Origin of the sequence: Colwellia hornerae (assembly GCF_007954355.1) — a bacterium.
Taxonomy (GTDB): Bacteria; Pseudomonadota; Gammaproteobacteria; order Enterobacterales; family Alteromonadaceae; genus Colwellia_A; species Colwellia_A hornerae.
The window spans coordinates 66,558-90,335 of the sequence record NZ_VOLR01000010.1; the positions used below are offsets into that span (position 1 = coordinate 66,558).

The 23,778-nt window shown below is 37.1% G+C and carries 21 protein-coding genes; 7 read left to right on the forward strand and 14 right to left on the reverse strand.

The genetic code is table 11. The annotated features are described in order from the left end of the window. Window positions 1–2: 2 nt before the first annotated feature. Window positions 3–866 (forward strand): nuclear transport factor 2 family protein, encoded by an 864-nt coding sequence (locus ESZ26_RS08700; RefSeq protein ID WP_146799356.1) that lies wholly within the window; start codon window positions 3–5, stop codon window positions 864–866. Continuing rightward, window positions 863–1,756: an amidohydrolase family protein gene (locus ESZ26_RS08705; protein ID WP_146799357.1), complete on the forward strand. Its 894-nt coding sequence runs from the start codon at window positions 863–865 to the stop codon at window positions 1,754–1,756. Before ESZ26_RS08700 ends, ESZ26_RS08705 begins: the two co-directional genes overlap by 4 nt. 30 nt (window positions 1,757–1,786) lie before the next feature. On the opposite strand, the gene ESZ26_RS08710 is transcribed toward ESZ26_RS08705, so the two are convergent. The 6 genes from ESZ26_RS08710 to ESZ26_RS08735 all read right to left on the reverse strand — a co-directional run bounded on the left by ESZ26_RS08710 (window position 1,787) and on the right by ESZ26_RS08735 (window position 9,518). Continuing rightward, window positions 1,787–2,611, reverse strand: coding sequence for a substrate-binding periplasmic protein (locus ESZ26_RS08710; protein ID WP_146799358.1), 825 nt, complete (start codon window positions 2,609–2,611; stop codon window positions 1,787–1,789). Window positions 2,612–2,810: 199 nt separating this feature from the next. After that, window positions 2,811–5,201 carry a TonB-dependent receptor gene (locus ESZ26_RS08715; protein WP_146799359.1) on the reverse strand — a complete coding sequence of 797 codons (2,391 nt, stop codon included), beginning with the start codon at window positions 5,199–5,201 and terminating at the stop codon, window positions 2,811–2,813. Between the two features lie 1,762 nt (window positions 5,202–6,963). After that, window positions 6,964–7,152, reverse strand: coding sequence for a hypothetical protein (locus ESZ26_RS08720; RefSeq protein WP_146799360.1), 189 nt, complete (start codon window positions 7,150–7,152; stop codon window positions 6,964–6,966). Window positions 7,153–7,256: 104 nt separating this feature from the next. Continuing rightward, complete coding sequence (locus tag ESZ26_RS08725) at window positions 7,257–8,717, reverse strand: amidohydrolase family protein (RefSeq protein ID WP_223271604.1); 1,461 nt, start codon at window positions 8,715–8,717, stop codon at window positions 7,257–7,259. Window positions 8,718–8,938: 221 nt separating this feature from the next. Continuing rightward, on the reverse strand, window positions 8,939–9,157 hold the full coding sequence (locus ESZ26_RS08730; protein ID WP_223271603.1) for a hypothetical protein: 219 nt from the start codon (window positions 9,155–9,157) through the stop codon (window positions 8,939–8,941). Between the two features lie 109 nt (window positions 9,158–9,266). Continuing rightward, complete coding sequence (locus ESZ26_RS08735; RefSeq protein WP_146799362.1) at window positions 9,267–9,518, reverse strand: GlsB/YeaQ/YmgE family stress response membrane protein; 252 nt, start codon at window positions 9,516–9,518, stop codon at window positions 9,267–9,269. 477 nt (window positions 9,519–9,995) lie between these two features. Here ESZ26_RS08735 and nhaB point away from each other — a divergent pair, with 477 nt between their 5' ends. From nhaB to ESZ26_RS08750, 3 genes are all read left to right on the forward strand, one after another. Further along, entirely contained in the window at window positions 9,996–11,570 is a 1,575-nt protein-coding gene (nhaB, locus tag ESZ26_RS08740) for a sodium/proton antiporter NhaB (RefSeq protein WP_146799363.1), read from the forward strand. A gap of 115 nt (window positions 11,571–11,685) precedes the next feature. Then, complete coding sequence (gene dsbB / locus ESZ26_RS08745) at window positions 11,686–12,204, forward strand: disulfide bond formation protein DsbB (protein WP_146799364.1); 519 nt, start codon at window positions 11,686–11,688, stop codon at window positions 12,202–12,204. 150 nt (window positions 12,205–12,354) lie between these two features. Continuing rightward, window positions 12,355–13,071, forward strand: coding sequence for a ZIP family metal transporter (locus ESZ26_RS08750; RefSeq protein ID WP_146799365.1), 717 nt, complete (start codon window positions 12,355–12,357; stop codon window positions 13,069–13,071). A gap of 70 nt (window positions 13,072–13,141) precedes the next feature. Here ESZ26_RS08750 and ESZ26_RS08755 read toward each other — a convergent pair whose 3' ends face one another. From ESZ26_RS08755 to psrA, 3 genes are all read right to left on the reverse strand, one after another. Beyond that, on the reverse strand, window positions 13,142–14,518 hold the full coding sequence (locus ESZ26_RS08755) for an SLC13 family permease (protein WP_146799366.1): 1,377 nt from the start codon (window positions 14,516–14,518) through the stop codon (window positions 13,142–13,144). Between the two features lie 45 nt (window positions 14,519–14,563). Next, entirely contained in the window at window positions 14,564–15,601 is a 1,038-nt protein-coding gene (gene nagZ, locus ESZ26_RS08760) for a beta-N-acetylhexosaminidase (protein ID WP_223271608.1), read from the reverse strand. An 83-nt stretch (window positions 15,602–15,684) separates the two neighbouring features. Then, window positions 15,685–16,305: a TetR family transcriptional repressor PsrA gene (gene psrA / locus ESZ26_RS08765; RefSeq protein WP_146799435.1), complete on the reverse strand. Its 621-nt coding sequence runs from the start codon at window positions 16,303–16,305 to the stop codon at window positions 15,685–15,687. Between the two features lie 389 nt (window positions 16,306–16,694). Here psrA and ESZ26_RS08770 point away from each other — a divergent pair, with 389 nt between their 5' ends. After that, window positions 16,695–18,536 (forward strand): M2 family metallopeptidase, encoded by a 1,842-nt coding sequence (locus tag ESZ26_RS08770; protein ID WP_146799368.1) that lies wholly within the window; start codon window positions 16,695–16,697, stop codon window positions 18,534–18,536. Between the two features lie 88 nt (window positions 18,537–18,624). Here the strand turns inward: ESZ26_RS08770 and ESZ26_RS08775 are convergent, their stop codons facing one another. Beyond that, the gene (locus ESZ26_RS08775; RefSeq protein ID WP_146799369.1) at window positions 18,625–19,347 is read right to left on the reverse strand and encodes a hypothetical protein; all 723 of its coding nucleotides are present in this window, start codon (window positions 19,345–19,347) and stop codon (window positions 18,625–18,627) included. A 286-nt stretch (window positions 19,348–19,633) separates the two neighbouring features. Here ESZ26_RS08775 and ESZ26_RS08780 point away from each other — a divergent pair, with 286 nt between their 5' ends. After that, window positions 19,634–21,202: an HD domain-containing phosphohydrolase gene (locus ESZ26_RS08780; protein ID WP_146799370.1), complete on the forward strand. Its 1,569-nt coding sequence runs from the start codon at window positions 19,634–19,636 to the stop codon at window positions 21,200–21,202. 83 nt (window positions 21,203–21,285) lie between these two features. On the opposite strand, the gene ESZ26_RS08785 is transcribed toward ESZ26_RS08780, so the two are convergent. The 4 genes from ESZ26_RS08785 to ESZ26_RS08800 form a co-directional block, all read right to left on the reverse strand. After that, on the reverse strand, window positions 21,286–22,206 hold the full coding sequence (locus ESZ26_RS08785; RefSeq protein WP_146799371.1) for a DUF6178 family protein: 921 nt from the start codon (window positions 22,204–22,206) through the stop codon (window positions 21,286–21,288). A gap of 53 nt (window positions 22,207–22,259) precedes the next feature. After that, the gene (locus ESZ26_RS08790) at window positions 22,260–22,907 is read right to left on the reverse strand and encodes a hypothetical protein (RefSeq protein WP_146799372.1); all 648 of its coding nucleotides are present in this window, start codon (window positions 22,905–22,907) and stop codon (window positions 22,260–22,262) included. A 79-nt stretch (window positions 22,908–22,986) separates the two neighbouring features. Beyond that, a complete protein-coding gene (locus ESZ26_RS08795) occupies window positions 22,987–23,451 on the reverse strand; it encodes a hypothetical protein (RefSeq protein ID WP_146799373.1) in 465 nt (154 codons plus the stop codon). A 21-nt stretch (window positions 23,452–23,472) separates the two neighbouring features. Beyond that, window positions 23,473–23,745 (reverse strand): DnaJ domain-containing protein, encoded by a 273-nt coding sequence (locus ESZ26_RS08800; protein ID WP_146799374.1) that lies wholly within the window; start codon window positions 23,743–23,745, stop codon window positions 23,473–23,475. Between the last annotated feature and the right edge of the window lie 33 nt (window positions 23,746–23,778).

The window sequence follows — 23,778 nt, forward strand, 5'->3', positions numbered from 1 at the left end:
TTATGTTTAATAAACTCATTGAGCTATATACTCAAGGTGATATCGCGCAACTATCTTCGAATGTACTGCATAGCACGTCTTGGAAACAACACGATTTTACCGCCTACGGTAATATGCAAATCGAAAAATTATGGTTAAAAAGTCTTGAGCAATATGGCTTTTTAGCACTGTCTAAAAAGCAAACCGTGCAGGGTGAAGCGTTTTCTGCCCTCTATTTTGAATTGGCCGATGATGAAACCGGGCAAAGTGTTTCTATCACGTTTTTCTTAGAGCATAACAATGTACATATTAAACGCCTGCACGCTATAGTCGATACCGTTAAACTAGCGAAACTATTAAATTTAACGCCGGCACAAGTTATTGCAGAATTACCGGCACCTGATCCTTTGCTGTTGAGTCAGTTTGATCATCAAATGCACCCACAAAGCTACCATGCGATCCCCTCTGATATCTGCGATATGCCTAAAGACATCAATCAAGTAATGACGCAATGGTGGAACATCTGGCAAGAAAAACATTTTGCCAGCTTTGTAAATATTTATCATGCTGATGCCGAAGTGACCATATCAGGGTTTGGTACAAACCAAGGTTATTCCGCATTAAGAAAGTTTCATTTGCAATTACACAATAGAATGAATCGTAATTACTGTCAGCTTGAGCATATGTGCTTTGATGAGAAACAAAACACAATTGCTGTGCAATGGCATATTGATGGTGACTACATTGAGAATGGCAGTTTTAATCGCATACGCATCCCTATTACCTCGATAATACGATTAGAAGATAATTTAATAGTCGAAGAATGCTTTCAAGTAGATTGGTTAGCTATTTGTAAAGGTTTCAATTTGTCCTATCCGTTTGTATGAGTCAAATAACATCGTGGGTTGATGCTCACCATCACCTTTGGGATTTAGACGCGGTCCATTACCCTTGGCTTGCTGCCAAGGGTGAAAAGCGATTTTTTGGTCAACCCGACCCAATCAGAAAAAACTACCTTCCTGAAAGTTTTGCTACAGATCATCAGCACAAAATAAGTCAAAGTGTTCATATCCAAGTCGGTGCCTCACATTCATTAGAAGAAACGGCACTCATACACCATTTATCTCAATCAACTCAAAGTGATAATATACGTTTTCCTTCTGCTGCCGTTGTGGCGATTGACATGCGTCAGCCATCTATTGAACAACAGCTTGCTGCTCATTTACCTTTTGGCATCACTCGCGGCGTTAGAGATATTATAGGTAAAAGCCCTGAAGAAAATAAATTCCTCCCTGAATTTATTCCTAGCATTTGGTTGCATAACTGGCAATATTTGGCCAGTAAGTCCATGAGTTTCGACCTACAATTAACGAGTGAACAATATAAAATTGTGCTAGAAACCTTGGAAAAAGTGCCAGAGTTAAAAGTCGCTATTTGTCACTTTGCTTCTCCTTGGGACCAGTCAAAGGAAGGTTTTTCTTTTTGGACAAAACAGATGAAAGCGTTTGCTCATCTACCGAATTGTTATATGAAGCTTTCAGGGTTTTCAATGTTTAAACACGCTTTTGAGCCAGAAAGCTTTCAACGTTACGCACATGCTGCGATTGAAATTTTTGGCCCTGAACGTTGTATGTTTGGCTCTAATTTCCCTGTTGATAAACTTTATATCTCGTATGCTGATTTATTCATCCAATGGCAAGAGATCACATCGGTCTATAATAACCATGAAGCTAACTATTTAACGGCAAAAACTGCTATCAACTTTTATCAGCTGTAACTCAACCTGTAAAAAGCAGCTTAGTGTTATTCATTTATTATTGAATAAAGCTTTATAGTCATTTTTAATAAACAAAAATGACTCACGTTTACGAAAATCATCCCTAGCTTGTTCAAATAAAGTATTAACTAATCCGGATGCTTGATAATGTTTAATCAAGATATTAAATTTATCTGAATATTTTGCGCAAGGAGAAGTTTTTGCAAATGAGAAGTGAACTGAATTTAAACTTAAAGAGTCAGATAGTTTAATTACATCAACTAAACCAAGCATTTCTGCATAACCTTGAATATTTCTTTTTTCTGATAACACATAATCAACCCTGCCAGCTAAAAGTTGGCCGATCATCGCGGAATTATTTTTAAGTTCACCAATTTTATAACCTGATATTTCTCCAGATGTATATTCATCAATAACAGCTCCATAACTTGCCCCGCTTGGTTTCACGCCAACTAGACCTTTTAAGTCGGAGATTTTCTCAACTTCGAGTCTTTTATCTAAGTATACGGCTCGAATATCATCAACAAATAAACCATCACTTACTTGCCAGTTTTGTTCACGCTTTGGATTCAAATAATGGCCAACTAGCATATCTATTTTACCTGAATCTAAATAACTGATTGCTCTCTTCCAAGGCAGCTGGCAATTAAATATTATATCTACATTTAACTTTTTATTGGCAGCACGTACAATTTCGACCGCAACCCCACTTGCTCTATTTTGATTTTCAGATAATAAAAATGACACTGGATACCAAGTAGAACTGCAAGCAGCGTTGATAACTTTACACTCATTTGCAGAGCTTGAAAAATGTAAGAAAATAAAAAGGAAAGGCCAGAAAAGATTTTTTACCATTACAACATTCCAGTATTTAACATCGGATTAGTATATACATAATCCTAGATTACATAATCTTATATAAACAGTGAACATAACTAATTTTTCTAACGAACTAAAAATAATTTTAGCTTTGATAAATATATAACTTAATAATATGCATTCATAAAAAAGCCGTAGATATTACTACGGCTTTTTTATCACTAAACTAATTAAATTAGAATGTGTACTTTAGGCTCACACCCCAAGTTCTTGGGTCATTCCAGTTTGCTTGTACTGAATTGAGAGGCTTTGCATCACGAATTTGTGAATGTACAACAGCACGCGTAAGTATAGTTTCATCTGTTAAGTTTTTAACAAAGAAATCCATTTGTATGTTTTCTTGGATGATCCAACTTACTCGAGCATCAATCATTGCATGAGCATCAACTTTAGCTTCTGGAATATTCGTATCGAAAGCATAATAGTCATCACTATAATTCACTTGTATGTGTGGAATTAGAAATGCTCCTTTACCTAAATCGATTTCATATGTCGCAGCAAGACCAACAGTATACTCTGGAGCCATTGCTGGAGACCAACCAGCAAAACTAAATTGACTGTCATTGTTATTTATATCTTGGCGGCCATCGATATTTCCTAAGCCAAGTAATGGACGCAACAAGTCGTTACCTACTGCAAAGTCTTCTGAAAACTCAGCATCAAGCCATGTAAATGTACCTGAAATTGATAAGTTATCTATTGGGTACCACTGCATATCAATTTCTGCACCGGTAGTGTCTATGCCGCCACCATTTTCGTAGTATTCGAAGCTTTGGGTCGTTCCAGCATTAACACAGTCTAAAACGGTATCTGTGCTTGTTGTATCACTACAAGCTACAGCAAATAATTGTGCTTTTACATCTTCGTATTCATTTAAAAATACCGATATGTTTAAACGCATTTCGCCATCGAGTAATGTACTTTTCATACCTAATTCATATGATGTTACTTCTTCATTATCATATAAAGGGTCTGCACCACGAGATACAACACGACCATCGTTTGCGCCACCGGTTCTAACACCCGTAGACGCTGAAGCATAAAGCATTAGATCATCGCTTTGGTCGAACTCAATAGCTGTTTTCCACAATACCGCTGAATCATCCCAATCTGGAATACTGTCACCGGTAAATGTTTTTTCATCCTTGTTGTAACGTAAACCACCGACTAAACGTAAATTATCTGATACTTCATAACGAAGTTGTCCAAAAGCAGCGATTGAATTTGAAGTATGTGGGTCATGATCTGGATTCCCCCAACCTGGAACAACTAACGAATCGGCTACACCATTTCCTGTGGTATCTTCTCGCCAGACCCATTCCCAGTCAGCTTCTTGATCAAAATAATAAACACCCGCGATCCACTGTAAAGGGCCATCATGATTTGATGATATTTGTAATTCTGTTGAGATAGTTTTTTGATCGTCTTGACGACCAAATCCACCAACAAAGTCTAAGCCGCCATCACTATAATCATTGTCATAAAATTGTTTACCGCTTAATTCAGAATAGTTTGATGTCCACTTAAAATCAGCCATATCTGTATACCATTCTAAAGTGGCCGTAGCAGAAAAAGCTTCTTGCTTATCTAAAGACATTGCATTTCGATAAACATCATAAGGCCCAGCGTCATTGCGTTCAGTGTCGCTAGGTTGATAAATATGGCCTTGGGTGACAGTGGCATTAGGGTTAAAAACACCTGAACCTGTTCCCGTTTCAGTTAACGAATAACCTGCTATTTGTTGATACCCCCAAATGGCTTCAGAGTTAGCATCTTTTTTAGAGTAATCTATACGGATCGTGGCATTAAAGTTTTCATTTGGCTCATAGCGCGTAATTGAACGAGCATAAAACGCGTTTTTTTCACGTAAATCATCTGAAGGGCCTGGTATAACGTGATTATTAATATAACCATCATGTCTATCGGAAGCGATAACAATACGTGTTGCTAAATTATCAGCTAGAGGAATATTTATCACTCCCTCATATGCACTGCGATTGTAAGCACCCGTTGTTATTTTTATATTACCTTCAACCTCATCCATCACAGGACTGTTAGTAATGACATTAATACTTCCCGCAAAGGTATTACGACCATAAAGTGTACCTTGTGGTCCTCTTAATACTTCAATTCGTTCAATATCAACAAATGCGCCCATACCTGCTGTTGTTGTTGGAACATAAATGCCATCTTGAAATATTCCTACAATTTGTTCAGCAATACCTGTGCCGGCTACACCCACTTCATTTGTACGAGCACCACGCATTGCTGGGCGTACTTCACCACCAGAGCTACCTATTTTCAATCCAGGTACGACTTGTTGTAAGCCTGTAATATCAACAATTCCCGCTCGTTCCAGATCATCTGGCCCTAACGCTGTTATAGACGAAGATACTTCTTGTAGATCTTGAGAGTGGCGGTTAGCAGTAACGATAATTCTTTCAATTTTGTTGGAGTCGATATTTTTAGATTCTTCTTCTGCATATACAGATTGACTCAAACAAGCATTGAAGACTGCCAACGCGATAGTGGATTTAACAAGTTTTCTTGATGTAACTGGCTTCATGGATAACCCCTGTTCTTTCACTTAAAAATTTAAGTGCATATTATTATAATTAGTGTCAGCTATGGGATATTTATTGGCTATATATTACCCATCCTTATATTTATACTTCGAAGTCACTTTGATGTCAAGTAAGTAACGTTTAAGTTTATATTCAATTATTACAACTCTTGCTAAAAAATCCTTTAATAAACACGTAAAACTTACAATCACCTGTTTTAAAACAGTTAAAAAACTAAAACTAAAATAAGAAGTAAAGTGTAAATAAGCAATAACCCTATGACTCCGCTGTCAATAAGTCACTTTAAAATCAATAATATGAACAAAGTCTAAATGTAAATTGTGGTATTTATAACTATTATTTAGATATTAGTTGAATTTAGTCTGCTATTCAGGTGATTTACAAGGCTTATGATCCCTGCTAATGACTCCGAAGTCACCATGAGTGCCATAGATTGATGATTAATGATTAACAACTAATAACCCATCATGAGATATAGCGTTAACGATAAATCCACCATAGTCACTATCATGGTTTTACTCATGAGCTTATTTGCTTAGATGCAAGCTATTAGCTTACTTGGTATTACCATTCCATTTAGCCTACTAAGTAATGAAACGTCTACTCACTCGGTTGAGCAAGTTATTGTCTGATGGATGCCATGGAAGAAAGTAGCAAGAGTGGGGATACACCGTTTGTCCAATGTCATGGCAATGATATGTTCTCTTACATGAATGAAAATAAAGATTTTAATGACTTAACAATCAAAATGATGAATCAAGTTTTCCGATATAATTTCTATAAATTTAGTTGGAGAAAGCTATCTCGGTTTGTGCCCCACAGCGAGTTAGAGCTAACTGTCACTAATGCCACACTACTGTCTAAGATCTGAAATATTAATTTAGTCCTCGCAGCCTCTTCCTAGCGCACTTTGGGAAAGTTTATTAAATGAGTTTTTAGAAAGTTTTCAAAATAGAAATACCCGATAACGGGGTCATAGTATCGTGCCTGCATATACAGTAATTGAACTAAGGCGCCCTATGCTCCTCTCGCAAAATTAGTAAACATATATGTTAGCGGTATGATCGGAAAGCAGGACTACATTTTCGAGAAGGCGTAATGACTAATGAGCACAACGTTACCTATTTATCTAAACTAGTATTTCTTTATGACGGGCTATATCACAGAATAATTATTAAAAAGTAAGGCAATCACTTTTAAATCACAACTTTGTCACAAAATAACAACCACTGACTAAATTATTTGATTGTATTAAATAAAATACATTTACGCCTTAATAAACGGAAAATAATGGTTGGCTAAAATAAGTGAACGTAGTGAACAAATAGCCAACTATTATTTGTCCTGCTTGAATACCCTGTTAATTAAGGGCTGTAGGAACAGAAGCCTATAATTGAGAAATTATAAATATTATTTTTTGTAGTTAAGTGAGTAACTCTACGTGCAATTTACTGGTTAATATTTACGTCAATACTGAACTATTTTATTAACATTTCTAAAAGGTCCCTGCTTTGATAGATTTTTAACAGACATGATTACATTGCGCTAGACCATGATTTCGATGTTAAGGGAAAGTCGTGTTATGCGTATCAATTATTGATAAAAATCTCCCTGATCGGAGGTGCGATTTAGTTGGCTAAAATGTTGCGTGCAGTAAAAAAAGCCATTATCTGCTTTAATGGCTTATACATTAACCTAATTAAACATACATTTTTTTGATAGTTTTTCCTTTAGTTACCCGGATTAAGGTTCCTCTTTAACAAAGCGCAATGAATAGCCTTTAAATGACTTGTTTAAGATAAATCTCATACAATACATTGATACTGGAATCGCCACGATATATCCCGCAATAGCACCAAACACAGTTGCTCGCCAAAAGAAACTCCACCACACTAGATTTGATTTAGACCAAGAAAATTCAACTTTTTCCATAGTAATACTCCTTATTTCACTTGAACTTCAACATAAAATTAACACTCTAGATATAATTGCTTAAAATAAGTAGCGATGAAGTATCTGCTAACTATCTATTACCCTTATTCAACAATTACCTGTTCTTTTTTGACTGCCAATGTATCTCTTTTTATCGGCCTACCACGCAAAATTATAGTATCGATACTATTCCATGACTCAATTGAAATTAATGGATTTTTTTTAAGTAATAATAAATTAGCCATTTTACCAACTTCGACCGTACCGTAATCATTATCAATTTTAAATTGTTTAGCATTGTTAATAGTTGCAGCCGCTAGTACTTCCTCTAGCGATAGTCCTGCATCAGCCATCGCTTTCATTTCTTGGAACGTCGTTAGTCCTGGTTGATTGGCAAAGCTAGGACTACCCGGAAAATCAGATGCTAACAATAGGGGGTGCTTAGATTTGTTCAAGTAATTAATCACTATGTTCCCCTTCCCGATCCGGCCATATAAAAATGCATCTGAAATTGCTTTATCAGGCATTCCATCAAAACCAATGCGAAGCTCGTCTATAAACCATTGCGCTTGCGGAGTTTTATACCAATCTAGCAGTGACTGTGGCGTAATAGATAAAAACTCAGTTGAGTCAACAATGTCAGCAAGCATGACTTCGCCTAAACCTGCTATGACTCTTTGTGTCGGCATATAACCTACTTTTTCATCAACTATGTGGTCGAGTACTTGAGATATCTCTTTAGAGATAACGCGCTCTCGAGCATATTCACCCCAATTCCACATTCCATGTGCGATAACGTCAACATCTGCCGCTAGCGCTAATTGCTGCATGTCTAAAGCATTTGCGTGCGCTAAAATAGGTAAGTTCACTTTTCCAGCAGACACTTTAATTCGTTGAAGTGTTTTAGGTGAAAGTATTGGCCATTGGCTCGCATTGCCATATCCGTTTTCAAAATAGATTTTTATGCAAGAAGCACCCGATTTATAAATTTTTTGTACAACACTTTCTACTGAATTAGCCTCATGCTCTAAAGCATGCTCATCAACTAAATAAGTAAACATTGATTTAGATTGATCGTCTTTCTTCTCGACATAAGGAAAGGTCTCCTTTGACGTAATAACCTCACAACGAAAATAATCAGGATGATCTACAGCTGATGTAAAATGTTTAAAGTTCAAACCAGGATTAGGGTCAAGGAGTTGTGTGACTCCGTAATATAAAAAACTTCTGGGTTGTTGAGCAAAGTAAGCCGCTGCAATTTTTGGATTTTTAACTGAGATTGGCTCAACACCGAATCCCATACCAGGGATTGATGAAACGTGAGCATGACTGTCCATTAAGCCCGGTGTTAAGAATTTTCCTGAGCCATTTATCTTAAAATCAAAAGGAATAATTTTATCTTGGGTGATCTTAGCAATGCGACCATCCTCCACCAACACGTTCATATGCCGTTGAGGAGCTTTTAGGTGGGATGACACAACAGTGACATTTTCAATCAGTACGGTATTTTTTGAAAATGCTGTAAAAGAGGATACTAAAACAGCAAATAGTAATACTTTAATCATAGGACTTCCATGTCGGATAGATAAAATAGTTATCACCTTATTATATGGCAATAAAATTGTTAGTTTAAATTTTCGAGTGACCAACACAATCAAGCCTTACTGACTTATTAAGCGGATGGTATAATTAAATTATTACCTCTATTGTTGACATTTACACGGTTCGATTTAATTGAATTTATCCCCTTTAATAATTGCCCTCTTGGGTTAAGCCGGTTTTGATTTTACGCTGAACTTTCAGTATCTGTAGAACAGGAAAGATCATTTTTTAATATTAAGACAATGAGATAAACGATATTAAGTGGCGGAACAATACATAACACAATGCCAATTAATGTAGCAATTTTAGCAGAAGATGTTTTGCGTTTACCTAAGTAATAACTTATCGCACCAACAATGAACATAGAATAAAAAACCAGTTCACCAACAAATGAAATATTCACTATATAATCCTTTCGCATATTCCCCAATAAAGGGTAATGTTTGTTCTGATAAATGTCATGAGGGAAAATTTGTCAACACAGACCTGTTATCGTTTATTTATAATAAAGGTTACGCCTTTTTAATAAGGCCAATAATAAACAGCAGCAACGCTGCACCGGCAGTTGCGGTAACAATTGAACCAACTAACCCACCTGCAGATATGCCTAAAAAACTAAAAACAAAACCACCGAATGCGGCACCTATGACGCCGATAACTATATTACCCAGTAAGCCAAAACCACGACCTTTCATTAGAATTCCAGCCAACCAACCAGCAACAGCACCAATGGCTAAAAATATAATTAATTCTTTTATGTCCATAATCTCATCTCTGTTTAAAAACACCTAGGTACACTAAAACCTAACAGTCAACGCCTCAAGAGAAGCAATAAAATAATCAGTTAAAATAAGCCAAGCAAGAACAAAAGCCAACTGTTTTTTGCCGTTATTGATGAGTTTACTTATAAAAGCATCATTGCTAGTGCTTGAATACCTCCCTAAGTAAAAGAGTCATTGATGTTTAACCGCTTTTATTTAACTTAAACCTAAGGGAGCAACGAATCTCAAGTGAAATAATGAGTCAATAAAGATGACCGTTGCTAAGTTATTAAATAGTATAAAGGGCACTTGCCTGATATTCTCAGATTGAAAGACCATAATCACGTTATATAAAGATAGATTATTTACAAGCCTTTCAATTGCGCTTAAACTATTATTAATTTTTACCAATATAATAAAAACAAGATCCATTCAAGGCGAGACACAATTCGTCATATTCTTAAAATAAATAGGTCAATTATGCAACAATCCTTCATGAGTGCATTTTATAAAAACTTTCTCGGCAATTCGCCAGAATGGTACAAGCTGGCAATAATCTCATTTTTAGTGATCAACCCTATCCTCTTTTTCTATGTCGACCCTTATACTGCGGGTTGGGCATTAGTTATAGAGTTCATATTCACTTTAGCTATGGCATTAAAATGTTACCCGCTGCAACCCGGCGGTTTATTAGCGATTGAAGCTATTGCCATCGGTATGACGTCACCGGCTCATGTAAAACATGAATTAATGATTAACTTTGAAGTAATTCTGCTACTAATATTTATGGTGGCTGGAATATACTTTATGAAGACTTTATTGCTCTTTTTGTTCACGAAAATAGTGACTAAAATCCGTTCAAAAATAGTGGTCTCTTTATTATTCTGTTTTTCAGGCGCATTTTTATCAGCCTTTTTAGATGCACTGACGGTAATTGCGGTTATTATCAGTGTTGGTCTCGGTTTTTATTCTGTCTATCATAAAGCCGCATCCTTAGGAGAAGACCACTCTTCTGACCATACAGATGATGACAACATAAAAAGTGACTTGCAAAGTTTTAGGGGATATTTACGTAACCTATTAATGCATGCTGGTGTTGGTACTGCTTTAGGTGGTGTCTGTACTATTGTTGGCGAACCACAAAATTTAATTATTGGTCAACAAGCGGGGTGGGACTTTATTGAATTCGCTATTCGTATGTCGCCAGTTACTATCCCCGTATTTTTTTCCGGCTTAATAACCTGTGCTTTATTAGAAAAATTCAAATGGTTTGGTTATGGTGTCGCCCTACCAGAAAATGTTTATCAGATATTACGTGACTTCGATATTGAAGAAAGTAAAAATCGCAACAAAAGTGATAATGTAAAATTAGTCGTGCAAGGGTTAATTGCCGTTTGGTTGATTATCGGCTTAGCATTACATTTAGCGCCGGTTGGCTTAATTGGTTTATCCGTTATTATACTTGCGACCGTATTCACTGGCGTAACTGAAGAGCATCAAATTGGCCATGCCTTTGAAGAAGCATTACCTTTTACTGCGCTATTAGCGGTATTTTTAGCCATAGTTGCGGTGATTGTTGATCAACAGTTATTCACCCCTGTCATTACTTGGGTATTAACTTTTGAAGGTAATATGCAATTAGTAATGTTTTATTTGGCTAACGGCGTACTGTCTATGGTCAGTGACAACGTTTTTGTTGGCACGGTATACATTACTGAAATTGAAAAAGCACTTTCTTCTGGAATAATAAACCGTGATCAATTTGATTTACTGGCTGTTGCTATTAACACAGGTACCAACTTGCCAAGTGTCGCTACGCCAAATGGTCAAGCTGCATTTTTATTCCTATTAACTTCGGCGCTTGCTCCATTAGTTAGGTTGTCATATGGCCGTATGGTTATTATGGCTTTCCCTTATACTATCGTATTGACTATTGTCGGTTTACTGGCTATTTCTTCAGGTCATTTAGAGGAATCAACGCAAGGTTTTTATGAGTCTGGTTTAATTCAGCATCATAGTGCTAAAGAGGGTGCTTCTTCTTCAGAAGAACACTAAAGTTAATCTTTAGTTTTCCCTTTGATTTTTTATAAATAAAGCGCCCGTGTGGCGCTTTTTATATATTCAGATAGCAAAATAAAACGATAACAATGAACATGACTAAGGAAAAATTTTGAAATTTTTAAGTGATCTATCAGTAAACACCCGTGCTTGGCAATTACTTGCTCTTAGCGCTTTTGGTTTAGAATTATCAGCACTTTATTTCCAATATGTGATGGGCTTGGCTCCTTGCATTATGTGTATTTACCAACGAACCGCACTATGGGGAATATTCTTTGCTGGCATAGTAGGCAGCATGGGTAATAAAAACAGTGTCTTGCGCTTAGTCGCCTTTTCACTATGGGGTGTTGGCGCTATATGGGGCTTATTGATTGCCATTGAGCATGTTGACATCCAATCCGCTACTTTATCATTTCTCTATAGCTGTGAGTTTGTACCTAACTTTCCTAGTTGGGCGCCCTTACATGAATGGTTGCCTTCTCTATTTGAAGCAACAGGTGATTGTGGTGATATTAATTGGCAATTTTTTGGCTACACTATGCCACAAATGATGATTGTTGTTTTTGGTGGCTTCACAGCGGCTTTAGTGGTTATTTTATTAGCTCGACTTATTGATAAAAGATCACTGTAATATTTGAAATGCAGCTTTGTCGCTGCTTTTAAATAAATACGCATAGAACGCAATAGTCAAATTATAAGGCTTTAATGGCCTAAACTAACGACTCTTATTGTTTTAAACTATAGCCTCACAATGAGGCCTAACTCCTTAAGTGATAAAATAATGTCTGTATTACTCACTGTTATCATCTCGACATTTCTTGCTGGATTGGCTATGCCACTAGGTGCAGCCATTGCCTGTTTCGAAAAAATTGGCAGTGACTGGCTTGAGCAAGAGCTAAGGCATAGTGTGATGGCTTTTGGCGGCGGAGCGCTGTTGTCAGCGATTGCTTTAGTTTTAGTACCAGAAGGTATAGAAAGTCTTAGCATCTTACCCGCGTGTATTTGGTTTATCGTTGGTGGGCTTAGTTTTATGGCGCTTGATATTTATCTTAAAAAAATAGCGACCCCCGCTAGTCAACTGGCAGCAATGCTGGCTGACTTTATTCCAGAATCAATAGCACTTGGAGCGGCATTCGCAACAGGAAGTAGTAGTGCATATTTACTGGCAGGATTAATCGCATTACAAAATTTACCTGAAGGATTTAGCGCTTATCGTGAGTTAAACGCTTCTTCAGTGTATAAACCTCAAAAAATTATTATGGTCTTTGCTTTAATGGCAATACTCGGTCCTATAGCAGCAGTTTCTGGCTATTTATGGCTATCTGAATCACCCAAAGTTATTGGCGCAGTCATGCTGTTCGCTTCTGGCGGAATTCTTTATTCGATATTCCAAGATTTGGCGCCACAAGTAAAACTAGAAAATCATTGGGCTCCACCAATGGGTGCTGTGTTAGGCTTTACTCTGGGTATGTTAGGTCTAATGTTAACGGTACCATAAATAATAATGGCACTATAACTGAATAATATAGAAGGAAAAGGGGCTGAAGTTAAGCCCCTTTTTCGTCAAGTTATAGCAAAAATAAATAGCAAACAATTGCTATTAAACAAGACAAAATAAAACTTAGGATTGCCCCTTCTTTCACCATATCTTTAATTTCAAGTTCACCGGTACCATAAGCAATTGCATTGGGCGCAGTGGCAACAGGTAGCATAAACGCACAACTTGCACACATAGCGGCAGGTACCATTAATACCATGGGATCGTAACCCGCAGAGGTGGCAACTACGGCCAAAATAGGCATCAGCAAAGTTGCTGTCGCGGTGTTACTGGTAATTTCTGTGAGATAAGTAACCACTAAACAAATTGTCAGTATCATCACAATTACCGGTAAATTGGCCAATGAAGACAACCACTCGCCTAGTATCTGGCTTAGACCTGATTCAACAAAGCCTTTAGCAATGGCAATACCACCAGCAAATAACAACAACATTCCCCATGGTATTGTTTTAGCGGTATCCCAATCAAGCAGACGCGAGCCTTTGCCATTGGGTATTAAAAACATTAAAACCACCGCGAACAAGGCTACTGTGCTATCGCCCGCAATTGAAATATTTAACAAGTCACTCCAACCACCAAACGGCTCTGAACGTGTGATCCAGGCAAGTGCCGTTAAGCCAAAAACCCAAAGTGTTCTTGTTTCTTCACTTCGCCACACTCCTTGTGCTGGTAGTTTTATTTCATGGTCAAGTCTTACATTTCTGGTTAACCACCACGCCATTATAGGTAAGGCAATTAACACTATCGGGACACCAATTTTCATCCATGACAAAAAGCCAAATTCTCTGCCAGTGTGCTCTTCATATATCCCCATAAAAATCACGTTAGGTGGCGTACCAATTGGGGTACCAATACCCCCAACAGAAGCGGCATAAGCAATACCTAAAATGAGAGCAACTTTAAGTTCTTTGTTATCTACATGAGCAAGTATCGCTAATGCAATGGGCAGCATAATTAACGTGGTTGCGGTATTTGAAATCCACATACTCAATAAAGCAGACGCCAGCATAAAGCCAAAGACTAATCGCCGTCCACTTGATACACCTACTAACTTGACCATATAAACAGCAAGTCTTTGGTGCGCGCCACTTTTCTCTATTGCTTTTGACAACATAAATGCCCCCATCAACAACAAAATAACGTGACTACCTAATGATGAAGCCACCGTTTTGTGATCAACGACCCCCAATAGCGGTAATAAAGCAAAAGGGACTAAAGAAGTAGCGGGAATAGGTATGGCTTCGCTAACCCACCAAATAACGGTGAGCAGTGTTATAGCGGCTGCGGTTGCTGGTTTTTCTGCCAGGCCCAGCCAAAGTAGTAAAAAGTAAAACCCAAAGGCTAGCAATGGCGCTAGCACAATAAAACTTTGTTTAGTTAACTTCATTTAACTCTCTATTTTTATTATTTTTAAGAGGACGGTAAAATTATTTTATAAGTATTTAGCTAATGCTTGCCGAGCATGTTGCCAATGAGTATTTGCCTTTAACTCTCTGAGCCCACTCGTTGACGTTTTCAATAAACGTAACAAGCGCTGATTACTCTTTTCATCAATACTAATATTGGCATGGTCGATAACATCGATACAGCTGTCTCGGTTATTACACAGCAGTAACATGTCGCAACCTGCTTGTTGAGCCGCTTCAGCTCGTTCGACATAACCACCAACACATGCGGCACCTTCCATCGATAAATCATCACTGAAAATAACACCGCTAAAACCAAGTTGCTTGCGCAAAATATCTTTAAGCCAATAAGCAGAAAAACCGACGGCTTCGGGGTCAACATCAGGAAAAATAACGTGGGCAGGCATTAATGCATCGACCTTATTGCTATTAATTAACGTTTTAAAAGGTAACATATCGACCGAAAATATTTCATCACGTGAACGAGGGTCAATTGGTAAGGCAAGGTGCGAATCAGCTTCAACACTGCCATGACCAGGAAAGTGCTTACCCGTAGCCTTCATACCAACCAGATGTAAGCCATCGACAAAAGCACTGGCGAGCTGACAAACAATTTCTGGGTTTTTATGAAAAGCCCTATCACCGATAACCGCACTGATATCATCAATATCAAGAATAGGCGCAAAACTGATATCAATACCGACCGCTTGAACTTCTAAGGCCATTAATATTGCACTTTGTTTAGCCAGCTCTTGAGCTGCGACAATATTTTGATCGCCATAGTGCCAAATTTTGCCCATCGCAGGAATAAGAGAGAAGCCATCACGAAAACGCTGTACTCGACCACCTTCGTGATCAACGGCAATAAGCAGGGGTTTATTGGCGGCACGGCGAATATCAGCAGTTAATTCAGCTATTTGTTGGGGAGATTCATAATTACGAGTAAATAAAATTAATCCGCCAACGAGAGGATGTTGCAGCAGTTCTTTGTCTTCTGCCGTTAAAGATGTGCCAAGCACATCTAACATAATAGGACCCATATACACACTTTGAAGATGATAAATTTTTGATGTTGCTACTTTACCTAAAACAATAGCAATTACAAAGGCTGATCTTTATATATCCAATTAAAACGACTAATTAAAGATTATAATAAAGGAGCCGCTACACCTGCAGCAACATAAGGAATAACTTTTTTAATTACGCCAGCAATATCCATTTTTTTATCAAAATCACTTTTTGCAATATCGATTAAAGCGTCACTCGACGACATAGTAAATACCACGGTGCCCATGGTGAAATGCAAACGCCAGAACATTTCTTCAGCCGTTAACTCTGGATAAGCTTTTTGCACGGCTTTAACAAAGTTATTAATAACACCTGGATATTGCGTGGTTAAAAACCAGCGTAGAAAACCTTGGCTGTCACTATAACCTCGCCCTAGCAATTGTAAAAAATTACTAGTACCATTTTCTTTAAATTCATTAAGTGATAACAAGGGGTCAATAAAAGCTGAGAACACCTCAAGCAAGGTCAGATCTTCTTGTTCACATATATTCACCAGTGATAATTCTAAGCGTGGTGAAAGCTCATTCATATAGCGCGACATTACCGACTTTATTAACTCTTTCTTAGAGCCAAAATGATAATTTACCGCAGCTAAATTAACTTCTGCCTGGCTAGTGATTTCTCTTAACGATGTACCATTAAAACCTTGTATCGCGAATAATTTTTCTGCTGCGTCTAAAATTTTGTTTTTTGTACTCATCTGACAACGATACCTCTTACCTACACCATAAATGAAAATATTCATCATTAATTAAGCCTAGTTTAAACAAGCGTTTGAAATAACGCAACAATGAATATGCGAGGCAATATTTTTTCATATAATTCAATGCGATATAATAGCACTAAATAAGCACTGCCATTCCTTAGGTAACTATGCTGGTTGAAAAAATCCGTTAACTTTTATAGTAATCTTAACTTTTCCACAAAATATACCTAATGTGGAATTTCTAATTATCTCTGCTTTAACGTTATTTTAGAAAACACTTAGTAAATTTACTGAGCTTTTTTCTGTCAAAGCTTTAAGCCGCCTAGACAATTTTATATACTGGCTATACATTATCTCTTAATAATAATAAATATAAGACTTTTATGATAAAACTGTTCAAGCAAACAAGCGTAGCCCTGTGTGTACTTGCATCACTTACCGCGTGTAACGATGAAAATACCACGCAAACTCAACAAGCACAAAAACAAGTAGCTCAAGCATTAACGGCAAAAGATGCCAATGCATTTCTTAACGCTACCGAAAAAGAATTAATCGCATTAGGTATTGAGGGTAACCGTGCCGAATGGATTTATTCAAATTTTATTACCGATGATACTGCGGCGCTGTCAGCAGCAGCAAACCAAAAATCAACAGAAGCTGGCGTTCGTTTTGCTATGGCAGCAGCTAAATTTGACCATGTTGATGTTACTGAGACTCAACGCAGAAAATTAAATACCTTAAAACAAAGTTTAGTCATGCCTGCACCACAAGATTCTGAAAAGTCAGCTGAACTGTCAAAAATTGGCTCAGAGCTTGGCGGTATGTATGGCAAAGGTACTTATACCACCCAAGCTGGCAAAACCTTAAGCTTAGGTGAAATGACATCAACAATGGCCACGTCACGTGATTACGACGAATTGCTAGAAATGTGGCAAGGTTGGCGGACAATTAGTCCTGAGATGAAACCTTTATTTGTTCGTCAATCTGAGTTAGGTAATGAAGGTGCACAAGGTTTAGGTTACAAAGATTTAGGCGCAATGTGGCGTTCAAACTACGATATGCCTGCTGACGACTTTGCCAAAGAACTTGACCGTTTATGGGGGCAAGTAAAACCCTTGTATGATGACTTGCATTGTTATGTTCGTAGTGAACTAGGTAAAACCTACGGAGAAGACAAGGTACCACAAGACCAACCTATTCCAGCTCATTTATTGGGTAATATGTGGGCCCAATCATGGGGAAATATCTACGAGTTAGTTGCTCCCGAGAATGCAGATCCAGGTTATGATGTTACCGAGCAATTAGCTGCAAATAACTATGACGAAATTAAAATGGTTGCTGGTGCTGAAACCTTTTTTACATCTTTAGGTTTTGATGAGCTGCCAGAAACATTCTGGACTCGCTCATTATTTACTAAACCAGCAGATCGTGATGTTGTTTGTCACGCTTCAGCATGGGATCTTGATGCAAAAGATGATATTCGCATTAAAATGTGTATCCAAAAAACAGGCGAAGAATTCAATGTTATTCACCACGAACTTGGGCATAACTTCTACCAACGCGCTTATCAAGATCAGCCGGTTTACTTTCAAAATAGTGCTAACGATGGTTTTCATGAAGCGATTGGCGACACCATTGCACTTTCAGTAACACCTAAATATTTGAAAGAAATTGGCTTAATCGACACTATTCCAGATCAATCAAAAGATATTGGCCTATTAATGAAAATGGCGCTCGAGAAAATAGCCTTTATTCCCTTTGGCTTAATGGTTGATCAATGGCGTTGGAAAGTCTATTCCGGTGAAATCACACCAGAAAATTACAACACAGCTTGGTGGGAGTTACGTGAAAAATATCAAGGTGTTGCTGCACCATTAACTCGTGAAGCTAATGCCTTTGATCCAGGTGCTAAGTATCATGTCCCTGGAGGTGTGCCTTACAGCCGCTATTTCTTAGCTCATATTCAACAGTTTGAATTTCATAAAGCGCTTTGTGAAATATCGGGTAATACCGATCCCATTCATCGCTGTTCAATTTACAACTCTAAAGCAGCGGGTAAAGCACTTAATACCATGTTAGAGATGGGCTCTAGTCAACCTTGGCAAGAAGCTTATAAAGTTTTAACGGGCAGTAAGCAGATGGATGCAACTGCGGTACTCGATTATTTTGCCCCTTTACAAGTCTGGTTGAAAGAGAAAAACAAAGGTAAGCAATGTGGTTTTTAAGTTTTTAAAAACGTTATAAATTTGTTTGATGATAAAGCCTGATAATTAACTTATCAGGCTTTTTTATTGGAAAACAGGGTGGAAATGATTAGTTAAAGTGTTGCATCACTTCATAGCTAACATTTAACAAAGTCGCTTGTTTTATTTTAATTTCAGCACCTTTAAAATTAAACAATATATGAGCGCCTGGTTTATTTTCTATCGAAAATTCTTGGCTAAATGTCGCTTTAACCATATTTCCGGAGTACTCAGAATAGTTAAAATTAATTTTACCATTTGATAAACCTTTATAAGATAACGTTTTTCTGAAGTAGCCTTTTTCAGGTTTTTTGCTATTATCGCTAAATATATTATAAGGGATATTTAAAGAGGCGCTTTCATCCCCAGTAAACGTTCCCCTTTCAAAATAACCATCTTTATCTTCATCGAATAAACAAAACTTAACCAAGCTATCGCCGTATTCAGCGTCATTAAAACAAGCGGCATTGCCCCCTGTAGTACTCATTCCCAATAGGGTGGTTTTTCCTTTACCCAACCCTGGTTGTTCATCATAAATAAACTTAATCTTGGTAAGTAAACTAACAGACTGCGTTTTGTATTCTAAGTAACTACCCGACACTTTAGTTAATAAATTATCACCTATGTCTACCATAAACTCTTGCGCTAATTCAGGACTGTTTTTTTTAGCATTTACCACTACAGCATCACTAGACAAATTCTGATAAACAGGTAACGAAGAACAAGCACTCATTATAACGCTACTCGCAACCCAACAAATAACAGGTAAAAAACTTTTCTTCATTCTACTCATCAATAACCCTTTATCGAAAAATCAAAATATTATGAGTAAGGTAGCTTAAACCTAAACTTTACGTCAACCAATCTGTACAAGTAATTGCCTCAGATATGCTTTTATCGGCAAAGTAAAAAATAATATTGCGATCGGCTCGTGCCTATTTATTAAAAAAATCGTTTTTATTGCATTATCTACTTTTAAATTCACTTTACTGACATTGTTTTGTCGACTATTACACAAAAATTATAAAGAGAACCTATACTTGTGTTAATAAAAGCTAAAACTGTAAACAGGGATCATAATGAATAACATTGAACATTTTGTTGATATTGGTATCGCGCTATCAACAGAAAAAAATCACCACGCTTTATTAGAGCTTATTCTTAAAAGAGCGATGTTATTTGCTAATGCCGACGGTGGTACTATTTATTCAGTGACCACAGACAAAAATGAGCAAAAGTCTTTAGTCTTTGATACAGTTTTAAATAATAGTTTAGCCTGTCACTTAGGGGGTACAAGCACTAACCCAATAGACTACCCAAATATTAAGTTGTTCAATTATGGTAAAGTCAACAATAGCGCGCTTGTCGCTATAGCGGGGGCAACGGGGCAAGTTATTAATGTTAACGATGTTTATCACTGTACAGAATATGACTTAACCCAGGCAAAAATTATGGACAAACGCATCGGCTATCATACCCAGTCGGTATTAACTCTGCCGATGCAAGATCACCAACAAGAGTTAAATGGTGTTATTCAACTCATCAATGCCACGGATCCCCAAGGTAAGGTCATCACTTTTGAGGCTGACGTTGTTAAAACAATCACAGCGCTAACCTCTTTAGCCGCCGTTATTTTAACCAATAAACAATTGATTGACGAAATGGAAAATCTCTTTGCGGCATTCTCTCGGTTAATCGCTTCCGCCATTGATAGGAAGTCGCCCTACACCGGTAATCACTGCCGACGTGTGCCCGAAATAACCATGTTATTGGCCAAAGCATGCCATGACATAGATTGTGGGCCATTAACAGATTTTAACTTAGCCGCTGAAGACTTTCATGAACTCAGCGTTGCCGCTTGGTTACATGACTGTGGGAAAGTAGCGACGCCTGAATATGTAATGGATAAATCAAAAAAACTTGAAACAATCTTTGATCGAATAGAGTTGGTCAACGCTCGATTTGAAATAGCGGCACGTGATATTACCTACTCAACTAAAATGGTTGATAAAGAAAAACTCAATTTATTAAAACAGCTCAATAACGATAGAGCGTTTATTAATGACGCTAATACCGGTGGTGAGTTTTTTGACGATGATAAGATAACGCGTGTTTATCAAATTGCTAAACATTATAAAATAATGATTAATGGTATTAATCAAGCGGTAATTAATGATGATGAAGTGCTTAATTTGATCACTAAACGAGGCACATTAACGGCTAAAGAGCGGCAAATCATAAATGACCATATGAAAGTTACCGTAGAAATGTTGGAATCGATGCCCTTTCCAAAGCATCTAAAAAATGTACCTGAGTTTGCCTGTGGTCATCACGAAAAAATGGATGGTACCGGTTATCCAAAAGGATTAACCCGTGACCAAATGTCAACGCAAGCAAGAATTATGGCTATCGCCGATGTGTTTGAAGCATTAACCTCAAATGACCGCCCTTATAAGGCACCTAAAACCTTATCTGAAACATTAACCATTATGGGTTACATGAAATTAGACAATCACCTTGACCCTGATTTGTTTGATGTCTTTATTCAGGAAAAAGTCTATCTCGAATTTGCCAATAAGTTTTTAGATGCATCTCAAATTGATGATTTTGATATCCAGAACATACCTGGATATCAAAAAATAGCTTAAGCCTGTTTACGCAACTTACTCTCCTTGAGTAGCTGTGATTGGCTATTGAATATCAGCTTACTCTTTAACCTTAGATAGCATTTTTATCGCTGTTCTGGTCTTAAATAAGCTAGATCATCTTCATCATCAGCATGAAAGTCATAGCCACCATCAAAGTCACCATTGAGCTCATTTTCAACCGTGATAGGCAGTTCTAATATTTCTTGAATATACATCGAGATATTTTCTTGTTGATCAATAATGCCTTTTAGTTCGGCAAATGTTAATAATTTTATCTCTTGCAAGTAACTCTTAGTTATAACGGACAATTGTTCAGTAAAACTGGCAACACACGTAGCCAGTTTAGTCAGTAATGCCTGTTTATCGGTCTTGGTCAGGTAAGTATTCAACTGCTCATATAAACGAGTTGTGAACACTTTTTTGTCTGAATCAATCAGCAATAATGCAATGGCAGTATTTAGAAATTTTTGCAATTCAAACAACAAGACCTCTTCATCATCATCGACAAGTAAAGTCGTTGCACAATAGTCTGTGGCAATACTTTTATAAACTTGTAGTAACTTGGCACTTTTATAGCCTTCATTGACTAACGCTGTATGCATTGCTCTGATATCACTGGTATCATTAATGGCGAGAGCATAACGACGAATAGATATTTCTTCGAAGTATGAAGGCGATATGGTTTTTAATTGGGCATACTTTGCCCAACCTGCCCGAAAGCAATAAACAACACCTTGGTTTTTTAGGATCTCTTTCGCATTATCTGTGTCATTATCGCAAAGATCTAATAAACCTAAATTGCTCATACCCAGAACAATTTCACAGCCTTTTTTAATTTGATCGGCGTAAATTATTGATAGGTTATCAGACGCTATTCTCAAAGACATATCTGATAACTGTTGTTTGGTTTTATGCATAAATTCAGGCGTAAAAAAGCCTTCACTTTCGCCATCTCTTAAGACTAAAAGTAAAAATGGATAGTTTCTTAACTCTGCAATGTTCATTGATGAATTCCAATCAATTAAATGAAATAAATAAATACGGTGGCTGTTTAGCGTTAAAGTGGCGCAAACATATCGTCGGTATCCATTTCTACAGCAGTAACTCTTTGTTTATTTGCATTTTGCTTTAAGGCATTCTCTATATTATCGAGTGTACCATTACTGCTAACCGTCATCACTTCACGGTAAGCTTCTTCGCTTAAGGTTTTTATTTTCATTAATAATTCTTCAATACTGCCTGACGTTTGCTCTTCATCTTCTTCTATTTCTGAAAAATCATGGCCGATGAACGGTAAAGACAAATATAAAAGCCCAAAGTCATCTTCAACTATCGCGGTTAATACTTCTCGTTGCTTTTCTTCATCATCAGAAGAAAGAAATATTTGCGTTAATAAGCTGTGCGCTTCTGTTTGCGCACAAAAAACGTGATCTTCATCGATATTTTGCCAATAAGACGGTTCAACATTTAAGAGCTGTTTAATTGATTCTGCATCCATTAACCACGTGGCAATAGAGGGAATGGTGGCATCGTGCTCTCTAACGATTTTTGCGACCGTTAAAATATCCATTTCTGTTAACACCGCAAGCATTTTTTCGTCGCCGTGTTCAGAGGCAATTGCTTCTAATGAAGTACCCGCACGTCTACCACTGTGTTGTGCTTGTTCAATAATATCGCTAGCTAGAATTAATGCATTTTTTGTCAAGGTGATTCCTTAAAACTTATATTTGTTTATCAGTGAGTTCAGTTGTTAATGAGTGAATCTAAGTGTATAAAACTAATACTTAGTAGTTCTCATCATAATCATTAGATTCATCGTCATCATCGACTTGAGCGTATTCATCTTCTTCAGCTTTTAACGGTGTTGCATCATAACCATTATAAAAATGAATGAGCAAAACAGCTTTTTTCAAGTCTTCTTCTGCGTGCGCCATTATTTCAGTAATACATGCTCGGGCATCGGCATGAACACCAACAAAAGGTTTCACGTTGGCCCATTCAGGTTCGTCGTTAAGCTCGAGTGTCGATAAATTTTTACTATCGATTCTTACCTTAGTTGAGATAGCCATTGCCAATTGATCAACCATGCCATTAAATAATAAAGGCATTTGTTTTAATTGTTCAAACAAGTTTGATAAATAATTTGATAATAGCTCAGGATTTTCTGGATCTGATAATGAATTCATATTCTCTAAATACATAGAGAAGTCATCCGTTAAATATTCAGGTAAGTTGGTTTGGGATTGCATGTAAATGTCCTAGTAGAAAGGCTAATTCTGCGCTGGGTTAAAAGCACTTTGCCAAAAAGAATCAGCAATTTCTCGCGGATCGGTTATGACGGTATAGTTACTTTTTAAATATAAAGACCGTTTTTTGGGATCAGAAATAACATCATATGCCTTTTGAATAAGTTGAAATTTTTCTTTAGCCTCAACATTATCATTTCTATCTGGGTGATATTTATTAGCAAGTTTTCGATAAGCTTTTTTAATTTCGATGGTGGTCGATACCCTACTCACGCCTAACTGTTCAAAATAATCCATAAAATTTCAACTACCTTTAGCAAGACAACATAA